The 13,180-nt window shown below is 41.3% G+C and carries 10 protein-coding genes and 3 tRNA genes; 9 read left to right on the forward strand and 4 right to left on the reverse strand.

Going from position 1 to position 13,180, the window contains the following annotated elements; all coding sequences use genetic code 11:
• Nucleotides 1–121 precede the first annotated feature (121 nt).
• From nudE to ACNSN2_RS00090, 7 genes are all read left to right on the forward strand, one after another.
• Nucleotides 122–694, forward strand: coding sequence for an ADP compounds hydrolase NudE (gene nudE, locus ACNSN2_RS00060; RefSeq protein WP_418608053.1), 573 nt, complete (start codon nt 122–124; stop codon nt 692–694).
• Nucleotides 687–1,484, forward strand: a complete 798-nt coding sequence (gene cysQ, locus ACNSN2_RS00065; protein ID WP_008108277.1) for a 3'(2'),5'-bisphosphate nucleotidase CysQ — start codon at nt 687–689, stop codon at nt 1,482–1,484. Before nudE ends, cysQ begins: the two co-directional genes overlap by 8 nt.
• Nucleotides 1,485–1,625: 141 nt before the next feature.
• Nucleotides 1,626–1,702 (forward strand) — tRNA-Met (locus tag ACNSN2_RS00070).
• Between the two features lie 79 nt (nt 1,703–1,781).
• A tRNA-Met gene (locus tag ACNSN2_RS00075) sits at nt 1,782–1,858 on the forward strand.
• 67 nt (nt 1,859–1,925) lie between these two features.
• A tRNA-Met gene (locus tag ACNSN2_RS00080) sits at nt 1,926–2,002 on the forward strand.
• Between the two features lie 623 nt (nt 2,003–2,625).
• Nucleotides 2,626–3,240, forward strand: a complete 615-nt coding sequence (locus ACNSN2_RS00085; RefSeq protein ID WP_008108278.1) for a trimeric intracellular cation channel family protein — start codon at nt 2,626–2,628, stop codon at nt 3,238–3,240.
• A gap of 34 nt (nt 3,241–3,274) precedes the next feature.
• The gene (locus ACNSN2_RS00090) at nt 3,275–4,786 is read left to right on the forward strand and encodes a YifB family Mg chelatase-like AAA ATPase (RefSeq protein ID WP_008108279.1); all 1,512 of its coding nucleotides are present in this window, start codon (nt 3,275–3,277) and stop codon (nt 4,784–4,786) included.
• A 4-nt stretch (nt 4,787–4,790) separates the two neighbouring features.
• On the opposite strand, the gene ACNSN2_RS00095 is transcribed toward ACNSN2_RS00090, so the two are convergent.
• Together ACNSN2_RS00095 and ACNSN2_RS00100 are read right to left on the reverse strand one after the other, a co-directional pair.
• Nucleotides 4,791–5,495 (reverse strand): response regulator transcription factor, encoded by a 705-nt coding sequence (locus ACNSN2_RS00095; RefSeq protein WP_008108280.1) that lies wholly within the window; start codon nt 5,493–5,495, stop codon nt 4,791–4,793.
• A gap of 165 nt (nt 5,496–5,660) precedes the next feature.
• Entirely contained in the window at nt 5,661–8,153 is a 2,493-nt protein-coding gene (locus ACNSN2_RS00100; RefSeq protein ID WP_418608056.1) for an alpha/beta hydrolase family protein, read from the reverse strand.
• 84 nt (nt 8,154–8,237) lie between these two features.
• On the opposite strand from ACNSN2_RS00100, the gene ACNSN2_RS00105 reads away from it, so the two are divergent.
• Nucleotides 8,238–9,305 (forward strand): hemolysin family protein, encoded by a 1,068-nt coding sequence (locus ACNSN2_RS00105; protein WP_008108284.1) that lies wholly within the window; start codon nt 8,238–8,240, stop codon nt 9,303–9,305.
• 38 nt (nt 9,306–9,343) lie between these two features.
• Here the strand turns inward: ACNSN2_RS00105 and ACNSN2_RS00110 are convergent, their stop codons facing one another.
• Nucleotides 9,344–10,558 (reverse strand): EAL domain-containing protein, encoded by a 1,215-nt coding sequence (locus tag ACNSN2_RS00110; protein ID WP_418609017.1) that lies wholly within the window; start codon nt 10,556–10,558, stop codon nt 9,344–9,346.
• Between the two features lie 178 nt (nt 10,559–10,736).
• Here ACNSN2_RS00110 and ACNSN2_RS00115 point away from each other — a divergent pair, with 178 nt between their 5' ends.
• Nucleotides 10,737–11,753, forward strand: a complete 1,017-nt coding sequence (locus tag ACNSN2_RS00115) for a metalloprotease (RefSeq protein ID WP_418608058.1) — start codon at nt 10,737–10,739, stop codon at nt 11,751–11,753.
• A gap of 39 nt (nt 11,754–11,792) precedes the next feature.
• On the opposite strand, the gene ACNSN2_RS00120 is transcribed toward ACNSN2_RS00115, so the two are convergent.
• Nucleotides 11,793–13,103, reverse strand: a complete 1,311-nt coding sequence (locus ACNSN2_RS00120; RefSeq protein ID WP_418608059.1) for a short-chain fatty acid transporter — start codon at nt 13,101–13,103, stop codon at nt 11,793–11,795.
• Between the last annotated feature and the right edge of the window lie 77 nt (nt 13,104–13,180).

The raw sequence follows: 13,180 nt of genomic DNA on the forward strand, positions 1-13,180 counted from the left end.
CTTAGCTAAACCCGAGAATTATTTGCTCAATTAAATTGCTTTTAATTCAAACTGAAACTCGCATCTTATACTCATTTGGGTATATGATTAGTATAACTGCAATGATAGCAAATTGATGCCCATGACACAGAAAAAGCACCCAACACCACCACAAATTCTCAGTAATAATGTTGTCGCTAAAAGTCGCTTATTTACTGTGGAGTCTTTAGAGCTTAAGTTTTCAAATAACGAAGAGCGTCAGTATGAGCGAATTCGCGGCGGTGGTCGTGGAGCCGTTATGATTGTACCTATGACCACTGAAAATGAGTTATTACTGGTTCGTGAGTATTGTGCAGGCACCAATGACTATCAGTTAGGGTTTCCCAAAGGGCTCATTGACCTAGGTGAAACGCCTGAACAGGCTGCAAACAGAGAGCTCAAAGAAGAAATTGGCTTTGGCGCTGAATACTTTAAACCGCTTAAAACGGTCACTATGGCACCGAGCTATTTTAACGCAACCATGCATATTTTGTTTGCTAAAAATTTATATCCTGAAACCTTACTAGGCGATGAGCCTGAGCCCTTAGTGGTGGTGAAATGGCCACTTTCACAGTGGCAGTCGTTATTAGAACAACCTGACTTTACTGAAGCACGTAGTGTTGCGGCTCTGCTATTATTAGATAAGTATTTAGCCTCAGGAGACATTAATGAATAAACTTCTAGAGCCATGTATTGAGCTTGCGCAAAGTGCAGGGGATGCCATTATGTCTTTGTATAAAAAAGACGATATTGGTCAGCAAGAAAAATCAGATAATACGCCAGTAACAAAAGCAGATTTAGCTGCAAATGATGTGCTCGTGGCGGGTTTAAATGCGCTTGCTCCTGACATTCCAATTATGTCAGAAGAAACCCCCATTCCAGCGTTGCAAGATAGACAGCACTGGCAACGTTATTGGTTGCTTGACCCAATGGATGGCACCGGTGAATTTATACTCGAAAGTGGTGACTTTGCCGTTAATATTGCATTGATAGAAAATAACCACCCAGTGTTGGGGGTTATTCATTGGCCAGCAAAGGGCGTGACCTATTATGCAACGGCTAAAAATGGGGCATTTAAGCGTGAAGGTGAGCACGATAAACAAATATTTGTAGCACCGCCCGAGAGTTTAACTTTGGCTGTAAGCCGCCGCCAAAAAATAGAAGCAGTTAGCCAGTATCTAAATGCGCAATTTGCAACGGTGGCTTTAGGTTCGTGTTCACTTAAGGCGTGTATTGTTGCTGAGGGTAAAGCAGATTGTTTTTTAAGAATAGGTCCTACAGGTGAGTGGGATACGGGTGCATCGCAAGTTATTGTTGAAGAAGCGGGCGGCTGTATTACCGACGCTGAATTTAATCCTTTAACGTATAACCAAAGAGAAAGTACAGAAAATCCGGATTTTATTGTTATGGGTCATCCCGACTGGGAGTGGCAAAAAATGATAAATCCACATCAGCGATTACTGTAAATACCACTGTTTGATGGGTTTTTGTTCACTTAAACGTTTTTAATTAGTAAAACCTTGCATTATAGGTTTATTCCTATATTATAGCGCTCTCTTCGAAACAGGCTTGTGAATAACACAATACTGTTACTAAGAAATTACAGGCGCGGGATGGAGCAGTCTGGTAGCTCGTCGGGCTCATAACCCGAAGGTCGTTGGTTCAAATCCGGCTCCCGCAACCATTTTTATTGAAATTTGGTTTCTGTAAAACTCTAACTTAAGAGCATAAATTAAGTAGTCGATAGACTTTAAATATACAGGCGCGGGATGGAGCAGCCTGGTAGCTCGTCGGGCTCATAACCCGAAGGTCGTCGGTTCAAATCCGGCTCCCGCAACCAATTTTCTTTAGAGGATTGGAAGCCAAGTTGTAATGTAAGCAACTATAAATAAATCTGCAATTTCAGGCGCGGGATGGAGCAGTCTGGTAGCTCGTCGGGCTCATAACCCGAAGGTCGTCGGTTCAAATCCGGCTCCCGCAACCACTGAAATAAACAGTTATAGTAAAGCAACACGCCTAAAGCGTGTTTTTTTATGCCTAAAATTCAGTGAAATGGGTAGCTCGTCGGTCTCAGCTCTGCATTAGCCAGCAAAGGTCGTCGGTTCAAATCCGGCTCCCGCAACCACTGAAATAAACAGTTATAGTAAAGCAACACGCCTAAAGCGTGTTTTTTTATGCCTGAAATTCAGTGAAGTAAATAGCTCATCGGTCTCAGCTCTTCATTAGAACGCAAAGGTCGTCGGTTCGCTCCTTACAAACTCTGGCTCCCGCAACCACTGAAATAATATGTTTTATTAAATCGACACGCTAAAGCGTGTTTTTTTATGCCTGAAATTCAGTGAAGTAAATAGCTCGTCGGTCTCAACTTTCCATTAGCCAGCAAAGGTCGTCTATTAAATTCCGGCTCCCGCAACCACTGAAGTAACATGTTTTATTAAATCGACACTCTATAAGAGTGTTTTTTTATGCCTAAAATTCATATTCCCTCACGCTATTTTTAACACGTATACCTGCTGTTCTTTTCTAATTCTACTTTTTGAAAGTGTTATTGCTGAATATTTAGTATGCTATGCACTAAACTCTTTAAAACTTTTTGTAATCAAAATTATGACTGAACTTTATCACTGGTTTGATTTAATAGGTGTGGCGGTATTTGCTATCTCAGGCACCTTGGTAGCCTATGAAAAGAAAATGGATGGCTTTGGTGTAGTTGTACTTGCAACTGTTACGGCTATTGGCGGCGGTACCGTTCGCGATGTGATACTCGACCAGCCCGTATTTTGGTTACACGACCAAAGCTACTTCTACGCTATTTTGGTGGCGGTTCTGGTTACTACACGACTGATCAATAAGCAAAAATCCATTCCATACTATGTATTGCAAACCGCTGACGCGTTTGGCTTAGCCTTTTTTGCGGTCATGGGAGCGCAAAAAGCGCAATTGGCTGGTATGCCAGATATGACGGTTGTGATTATGGCTGTAATAACCCCCTGTTTTGGTGGGCTTATTCGCGACGTGCTTGCCCGCGATATTCCAATGCTGCTTAAAGGTGAGCTGTATGCTATTACCTGTATTGCTGGTGGCATTGTCTATACATTAAGTATCAACCTATCGTTAACGGTGGAAGTGGCAATGATTCTGAGTATGCTAATGACCTTATTGCTACGTTTTTCGGCGATTAAATGGAAGATTATATTACATGTTTTCAAATATCCTGACTAAACTGGGTTAATACAGCTGTTAACTAGGATAAGGAATGTCGTTAGCCCGTATATTTTCTCGCGCGCAGGTGGGGATAAACGCCCCCGAGGTGATGGTTGAAGTACATTTAGGGAATGGTTTACCCGCCTTTCATATCGTCGGCTTACCTGAGGCGTCGGTTAAAGAGGCCAAGGATAGAGTACGTAGTGCTCTAGAAAACTCGCAATTTGGATTTCCCGATCAGCGTATTACCGTTAATTTAGCACCTGCCGATCTTCCTAAGGATGGAGGGCGATTTGACCTTGCGATTGCGGTAGGTATTTTGGTCGCATCGGGTCAAATAGTCTGCCCTGATATTCATAAGTATGAATTTTACGGTGAGCTTGCACTTAATGGTGAAATACGGGCGGTAAATGCCATTTTGCCTTCAGTGCTTGGTGCCAAAGAGCAAAATCGTTGTTGTTTTCTGCCTCTTGAAAATGACAGTTTGGCCAGCCTTGTCAGTGGTGTAAAGCGAAAAGCCGTCAGTTCTATACAAGAGGTGTGGGGAGACTTACTCAATCAACAACCTTTACCACTCAATATTGCCTACCCTGATTGCACCCAAGCGCCAGATTTTTTACTCGATTTAAGCGATGTAAAGGGCCAGCCTGGTGCAAAGCGTGTATTAGAAATTGCCGCTGCTGGTGGGCATAACTTATTGTTTTTAGGTCCACCAGGAACCGGAAAATCAATGCTTGCACAACGAATGGCCACCATAATGCCAACCATGTCTGATGATGAAGCCATTGATACTGCTGCTTTATATTCAATTATTGGCCACTCAATTGATTTAACCAATTGGCGTCAGCGACCGTTTCGTAACCCGCACCACACTTGTTCTGCAGTAGCGCTGGTGGGTGGCTCGTCTAACCCTAAACCCGGTGAAATATCGTTAGCGCATAATGGTGTGTTGTTTTTAGATGAGCTCCCTGAATTTGAGCGTAAAGTGCTAGACTCGCTACGCGAGCCAATGGAAACCGGAACAGTGACGATTTCGCGCGCGGCCAGACAAATGGAATTTCCAGCGCAGTTTCAGCTTATTGCAGCACTTAACCCTAGTCCAACTGGGTGTCATCATGATAAACGGGCGACACCCGATCAGGTAATGCGCTATTTATCGCGAGTATCGGGGCCGTTTATTGACAGAATTGATTTGCAAATTGAACTACCAAGGTTGAGCAGCGTGGAGCTACAAAGTACAACTACAGAAGAAACAAGTGCTGAGGTGAGGGCACGAGTAGAAGCAGCTTATGCAGTTCAGCTTAAACGCCAAGGTAAAGTAAATGCGCGGTTAAATAACAAAGAGATGAACTTGCACTGTGAGTTACCACCTGCAGAGCTGCAGTTTTTAGCCAGAGCCAGTGAAAAGCTGGCGCTATCGCCGCGCTCTTATCATAGAGTAATCAAAGTGGCGCGAACTATTAGTGATTTAAAAGGTGCGCCACAAATCAGTTTAAATGAGCTTAAAGAAGCGCTTAATTATCGGGCATTTGAGCGTTTATTATCGCAGTTAACCCAACACTAAGGCTTTAAATTGAAAGCATATAGCCTTTACCGCGAACAGTGACAATACGTTTTTGATCTTTCTCATCGTTCAGCTTTTTACGTAAACGACCCACTAACACGTCTACTGTGCGATCGTTGGGGCTCCAATCGGGCTGGCCAATTTCTTCTGATATTTTTTCACGGGAAGTCGCTTTACCAGCATTACCAATCAAACAAATAAGCACTTTGTGTTCTGCTTCAGTCAGTCGTGATTCAATCCCACTGGCTGTAATAAGGGTGCGATTATCTGGATGAAGCTTAAAATCGGCGTATTCAATAAACTCTTCACTGTCATCGTCGCTGTGATTATTGGCAACTCGTTTGTATAGGGCGCGCATTCTTAGCTCAAGCTCAAGTAAATCTACCGGCTTGCAAATATAGTCATCGGCACCTTGAGCAAGGCCTGCAATTCGATCGGCTTGTGAGTCACGACTCGATAATAAGATAACGCCAATATCGGTGAGCGTATTTAGCTCTTTGGCAAGTTGTAAACCGTCGCGTTTTGGTAGCACAATATCAATTATTGCCAAGGAAATAGTATTGCGCTGACTTACGCGGCTTTTAACAACATTTAACGCATCGGCCCCAGTGGGGTCAACGTCAATAGAAAACTCGGTATTTATAAAATGATTTTGGATGCGCTTTACGAGTAGTTCGTCATCTTCAACCAATAAAACATTAATTGCCATAGTCTGTTATTTTTTTAGTTTCAGCTTTACATATTAGCATCATTGATGGCCTGTATAACACAGAGATCGTTGTTTTTCGGTAACATTATATTACGAATTGGTCTAATAACATTACTTTTGTAATGCGCACTTTTCACTTGAGCGACAAAGTGCGCATTATGGTTACTAATCTTTATACATTGAATCCCACCATTGTGGTTCATTTTTTAAGTTTTTGTCAAAGTAAGCCAACATGGTGTTCCACCAATTAAATCGCTTATCGCGCGCAAATATTTGGTGATCCGCTCCTTTGTACTCTATCATTTCAACGTCTTTATTAAGCAGTTTTAGTGCGGTATACATAGTTAAGCTTTCGCCCACAGGCACATTGGTATCACTGTCACCATGAATAAGCAGTAATGGTGTGGTTACTTTATCAGCATGGAATACAGGGCTATGCTGGCTGTAAAGTTGAGGATTATTCCACGGAAAGCTATTTTTTGAGGCTTCGCCTGAGTATAAATAACCCCACCATCCTTCACCCCAGTATGACGTTAAGTTTGAAATACCGGCATGCGCAATAGATGCGCTAAACATATCGGTTTTGGTGGCAAGCAGCATAGTCATAAAGCCACCATAAGATGCACCAAGATTACCTACTTTACTACTGTCTACAAAATCATATTTAGCTAAAAATGCCTCTGTGCCTTGCATAATGTCATCGGCGGTATAGTCGCCCCAAGCATTTACATGTTGTGCTGAAAAAGTTTGCCCAAAACCCGTTGCGCCGGTTGGTTGTACAACATAAACCACATACCCGTTTGCTGCCCATAAGTTAAAAGGGTAGCGGCCCGTAAACCCGCGTGTTACTGGTGAGGTGCCACCATAATAATAAACAAGAGCAGGGTACTTCTTGGCTTTATCAAAATTGCTTGGCAGATAAACACGGCCAGAGATTTCTACGCCACGCTTATTGGTAAAGTTAAATTCTTCAAGCGCAGGAATAGTCGTATTGGCATATGCAATCTGGTTTGAGTCCCAAATGATCTCTACCTTGTTTTTACTTACGTCTAAGCGCTTGAGTTGTTGAGCGCTCGACGCATTGCTGCCACTAATTAATAACTGGGCATTGCGCGTATTTGAAAAGCTAAATTGCTGCACAATATCAAAGCCTGTATTTAACTTTTTAAAGCGCTGTTTACTCAGGTCAAATAAATACAGTGGTTGGGTATCTTTTTCTGTCACTTTGATTAGCGCATCACCATTGCTTAGTACTTCTAATGTGCCAATTGCGGGGTCAAACTGTTTGCTTAACGCCGTTACTTTTTTGGCATTATCAGTTAGTAAGTACAGCTGGCCATCGTAATTATTAGCCAGCATGTTCTTTGGTAATGTTCTGCCTGCACCATTCTTAAAATCAGGGCCTGCAACAACATAAATATTGTTTGCGGCATATTTAGCTTGATTAAAGGTTTTAAACTTACCTAATGATTTTATGCTGTTGGATTTTAATGTAAGTTCAACCAACTCAGTCTCTGGGTGAGTTGAGGCTTGCATCGCCATTACTGGACGGCTTATTAATAGTTTTCCACGGTTGCTGTTAGCATCTTCAAGTTGATGGCTCAATACGCCTTCAGTTAGGGCTTTGGTTAAACCACTGTTGGTATCGAGTAAATATAATTGGCTAACCGTACGGGCATATGACCAACGATCTTGAAGACCTTTATGGTGCTTGGTTAGGCTGTTATTTTCTTCTGGCGATTTTGACCAACTAAATATAATACTGCTGTCGTTATAAAAGTTGAAATTACTTGCGCCTTCAAGGCCAGAGGCTAAGGTTTTAATTGTTAAGTTTTTACGGTTTAGTTGCTTTAATTCACCGTTTAGTAAATAAACTAAAAATTGGTTATTAGGGCTCCAAATGAACTGACTTGGCTGGGCTGCTTCAAATCGGTATACCGTTTGGTTATTAGTATTTTTAAGCTCGGTTGTGGTAATGGCGTCGTTGCCGGTTTTGTCACTATAGTGCTTGGTTGTACTTAAGTAATGTTTGGCATCAGGCGACAAAGAGAGGGCACTAATAGTTGGGGCGTCAAACAATTGCTTAGCCGATAAGCGCTTGGTTTTATTTGTCGTTAGGGTCACGACGTCAGTTTCTGCTTTTGGCACAAACTCTAAGCTAACATCATTCCAATTAGCAACCTGTTGAGCGATGACGACCACGGTATGTGAGCCGTTATTTAAAGCAAGCTGATAGCGTTGGTTTTCACCAGTTTGCTTCTCACCATTGATAAAAACCTGGCCTTGCTCTATTCCTTTAATGTTTAAGGAGCCTTGAGTAAATCGGTTAGTTTCCAAATTAAATTTAAGTGCTTGTAAACCGCCTAAAGTAAGCGCGTTAATTTTATCAAGTGGTTGCCACTTGTGTTTTTTACCAAATACAACAAAGCTTTCTGTATTTAATTTAAGTTGTGCAATTAGATTATTTATAATCACATCGCTATGGGGTGTGTGAAATGGCTTAGCTTGCATATCTTCTGCAAGAGGACCAATAAATTGGATTTTTGATTGATCGAGTGAGGCGGCTAAGGTCGTTAAACTCAGACTACTTAATGTTAGTAGGGTTGCTAAGTAAGTAAAACGTTTTGCGTAACGATGCCAAGGTGCGCTTAAATTCATTGTTATGCCTATTATTATTGGGTATTTGGCCAAATATAGCATGTATTGTTATGATGCTCATATATCCAATATAGAGGAAAAAAAGTGACACTATTAATCATTTACATGGTTACAGCGATTGTGATTTCGTTTTTGTGTTCAATAATGGAGGCGGTGCTATTAAGCATTTCGCCTAGTTATGTTGCATTGCTGCGCAAAGAGCGTCCAGTGCTGGCGAAGCAGCTTGAAAAGCTAAAAAGTAATATTGATCAGCCATTAGCGGCTATTTTAACGCTTAATACAGTTGCCCATACTGCTGGTGCCGCAGGGGTAGGTGCACAAGCCGCCGTTGTATTCTCAGATGCTGCAGTGGGGATTGCATCTGCAATTATGACTTTATTGGTACTGGTGTTATCTGAGATTATTCCAAAAACCTTGGGTGCCAATTATTGGCGTGCTTTAACACCGAGTGTGACTTATGGTTTACGTATTTTGGTGTTAGTACTTAAGCCGTTTGTATGGGCTGCACAAAAGCTAACCAATTTGATGGGGCAAAAGCATAATGAGGCCTATTATATTCGCCAAGAAATAGAAGCGATGGCCGATATTGGCAGTGAGTCAGGGGCACTTCATGCTGATGAATCAGAGATCATCCGCAACTTACTGCACTTTAGACATGCAAAACTAACCGATTTAATGACTCCGCGTACGGTTATTTTTAAAATTCATAAAGACCTTACTGTTAATCAGTACTTAAGTGAACATGGCTCTTCCTCATTCTCTCGAGTGCTAATTTACGACAAAGATGCTGACGATATCATAGGGTTTGTTCATAAAAACGATATCATGTTGGCATACCACCGCTTAGGTACAGACTACAAAATTAGTAAACTGGTTAAGCCTATTTATACCGTACCGAGTACGCAAAACGTGTCGTCGTTATTACAAACATTACTCACCAAGCGAACCCATATTTGTTTAGTGATTGATGAATACGGTGATGTACAAGGCATTGTAACCCTAGAAGATATGATCGAAGCGTTAATGGGTTTAGAAATTGTTGATGAGCGAGATCAATCTACCAACATGCGTGCCGTGGCTAAACAACGTTGGCATCAACGTTTAGCTGATAGTGAACATATCGTCAGCGCCGACGATAACGAACCTCGTTAGGAGGTCTGTAAATATCAACAGACAAAGGTCAGCAGGCCCTAGTTATTATTTGTTTTAGTGGCTGTTTTTATCCAGTGCTGTGCCCATGAGATAAATTCAGCTTTTGCTTTTGGGCAGCTAAACAAAAATCCTTGTATAGTTAAGTCTGTTTGATAGTGCTTTAGGTAGGCAAGTTCTTCTGGGCGCTCAACACCCTCAGCAACAAGTTGTAGCTGCTCTTGGTTAGTCATATTAATTAATGAGCTGACCACCACTTGCGAAAACTTATCGGTTTCAATATGGCTTATAAAAGAGCGGTCTATTTTAACTTCAGTGAAAGGAAGTTGTTTTAGTTGATTAATATTAGTAAAGCCAGTACCAAAGTCATCCAGCGAAATACCAAAACCAAATATTCTGAATCTATTTAAGGTTTCTAACTGAGTGTAGCTTGAAAGGGCATGTTGTTCGGTTATTTCAACAACCACATCACTGGGAAGCACGCCGTGCTTTTGTAATAGCAGCAATAACTTATTAGGGCAGTTCAAATCATTTAACTGGCATGGCGACATATTAAATGACAATTTTAAGCTTTCTCCTAATTGCTCTTTAAGCTGCTTTAAGTCATTGCAGGCTTTTTCAAACAGCGTAAAAGTAATGTCATTGATTAAGTCACATTGCTCTGCAAGGCTTATAAAGCGGCTTGGTAAAATAACGCGTTCGTTTTTATTTGAAACAATGCGAGCCAATACTTCAACACTTTGTATTTGGTTATTGTTTATATTTATTTTAGGTTGGTAATACGGTGTTATTTCATTATTTTTTAATGCGTTAATCAGCTTAGCTTTAGTAATTGGGCGCTCTTTTACAAGTGTGTGGCTGTTTAACTGCGCTATTTTGGCAAGTAACGTATTTACCTGATTTAATTGCACAGGCTTGGTAAGATTACCAATTAAATGCACATTGTGCTGCTTGGCTAGGTCAGCTGCTAGGCTGATTATTTTAGGGTCCATTTCAGAAATAATAACAATCGCACCGCAATAGCCTATTTCACCTAAATTACGAATTAACTCCATACCATCCATTTCTGGCATATTCAGATCAGTAAATATGGCGTCATAAAAGTTTATATCAGGCTTTACTTTCTCTAATGCTGTAACTGCGCTTAAGCAAGTGGTGACTTCTGGCATTTCGAGCTCATTAAAAATCGCTTTCATAACAATTAAAATGGCTTTTGAGTCATCAACAACGAGTATGTTTGGCAATTGAGTTCGCATTGGTGTCCTTGGTAGTTGTAGCTTACTTCCTGTAATACTAAAAATAGTCGCTTGAATTGTTTTTGTCAGTATTTCAGGCATTTTTACCTTAAATTGTTGCTAATAAAATGATGCTAGCTCACTCGTGTTTTTTTGGTGGAAAGGTATACTAGCGGCATAATTTATAATGGTTAGAATAATGATAAAAGTCGAACTCTCTCTGGCAGAGCAACCGTTTACGCTGATGATAGCAGAGCAGCAAGTTGTAAAAATATTTCATGATCAGCAAGCGATTGCATTTGAAAACCCACGTGAAAATTATGTCGAGTTTATGCTTGATGAGCAGTTAATTGGTATTGATAGCAGCGAAGTAAGCCAGCAAAGCTTGGCGCTATATGTAAATAATCAGTTTGCAACTCAGTTAGCTTTACCTGCAGCAGCACAAGGCGAACCTAAAAAAGGGTTTTTAGGGCTCGCGGCGCTTGGCTTTAAATTATTTAAAAGTGCTAAAGTTGTTAAAGTGGCGCTTGCCAGTGCATCGGTGGCTGGTTATGCGTGGCTGTTTACCATTGAATTTGCGTTAATGCTGATTGCTTGCCTGGTGGTACACGAATATGGCCACGTACGAGCTATGAAGTATTTTGGCATTAAAACCAAAGGCATTTATTTAATTCCTTTTGTAGGCGGGTTAGCCGTTAGCGACGATAAAATAACTACGCGCTGGCAAGATGTGGTTATATCACTTATGGGCCCTGCCTTTGGTTTATTTACTTCTGTGCTTGGTGTAGTGCTTTATTACGCTACGGAAATGGAAATATTTGCAGGTGTTGCAGTGCTTAGTGCACTACTTAATTTATTCAATTTACTGCCTATTTTACCGCTTGATGGCGGGCATGTATTAAAAAGCATTAGCTTTTCAATGCGCTCATGGGTTGGTTTAAGTGTGTGCTTACTTGGCGTGTTATTTGGTTTATGGCTTAGCTATACGTTTGGCTTAATGCTTTTAGTGTTCTTTTTGTTTGTTGGGGCGCTGGAAATTGTGTTTGAATGGCGCGGCCGCCATTACTCACATTTACTGCCATTAGATAAATACGGCCAAGGTTTTTCCGCGGTAATGTATGCACTCGTCGTTGCAGGGCACATTGCGGTAATGATGCATTTTGCAGATTCAGAAAACGCGATATTAAGCTTACCGATGAAGATTTTATCAAGCTAAGTAAGCGCGGGCTGTAATATAAGTTACAGCCCAGTTAGATTAATAAAAGCTCAATATGAGTGAAATAAATACTCCAGTAATAACAAGCTGTACCACGCAAAAACCCATAATATCTTTAGCTTTTAACCCTGCAATGGCTAATACCGGTAAGGCCCAAAAGGGTTGAATTAGATTCGTCCACGCATCTCCCCACGCCACAGCCATAGCAACCCTTGCCATATCTGCACCAAGCTCTTGTGCTGCAGGGATAACAATAGGCGCTTGGACTGCCCATTGTCCGCCACCGGATGGCACAAACATATTAACGAGTCCTGCACTAATAAAACTGTAAAATGGCAAGCTATCGGCATCCGCTATGGCAATAAAGCCCTGCGATATTTGTTGTGCTAACCCTGTATCGACCATAACCGCCATAATACCGGCATAAAAAGGGAACTGAATTACAATTCCCGCGCCACTCGGAATCGCTTGTTGTAGGCTATTTAGTAAATTGTGGGGGGTCTGATGTAGTGTGATAGCTAAAAATAAGAAAAGCGCTATCACGCTGTTGAGATTTAAGCCGCCACCTGCGATAAAAAAGTAATAACCTAAGTAGGCAAGTCCGAGTAAGCCAATGCCCATGCCTAGCAGTTTGCTTTGTTCTAAATGTTGCGCAGGGCGTGTTATTGTTACTCTATCGAGTAGAGTGTTCTTAAGCTGTGATGGGTCAATATAAACACTGTCTTTTTCACTCGGTAGCATGTAGCGGTTAACCAACGGCATAATAATAAATAAGCCAATCAGAATCGCAATGTTAAAACCTGCGAACAAGGTTTGCTCGGTGCCAATAATCCCCATTGTTGCCTGTGAAAAATGCCCTTGGCTGGCAATGGTTAGTGGTACGGAGCCTGCCAATCCGCCGTGCCATACTACAAAACCTGAGTAAGCACTTGCTACTAAGAGCCGATAATCTACTCGAGTCTGCTTAGCAATAGCCTTAGCAAATAAAGCTCCAATCACTAATCCAAACCCCCAATTAAGCCAGCTTGCTAAAAGCGAGATAAATGTCACTAAAATAATGGCTTTTGGGGCCGTATTAGCAAGCGTTGCTAATTTTGTTAGTAACTTACTTATTAAAGAGGTACTGGCGAGCATATAGCCTGTTACTAGCACCAACAGCATTTGCATGGCAAAGCTTAGTAAGTTCCAAAACCCGCTACCCCATGATGTTATTACCTCAAGTGTGGTTGCAGGAGTCGCTAAATTCGCAATGCTCAAGGTAATAATAGTGAGCATAATGACAAATATAAATGGGTCGGGTAAGTAGCGCTCAACGAGCTTAGTAAACGGGCTGGCAACTTTATTTAGCATAATTAATAACGAGTTAGTGAAAACTTATTTGCTAATTAATCATGAAATCTTAGGATTAGCAAACACCGCTTTGAATA

This window comes from Pseudoalteromonas sp. US3C1013 (assembly GCF_048401115.1).
Lineage (GTDB): Bacteria > Pseudomonadota > Gammaproteobacteria > Enterobacterales > Alteromonadaceae > Pseudoalteromonas > Pseudoalteromonas undina.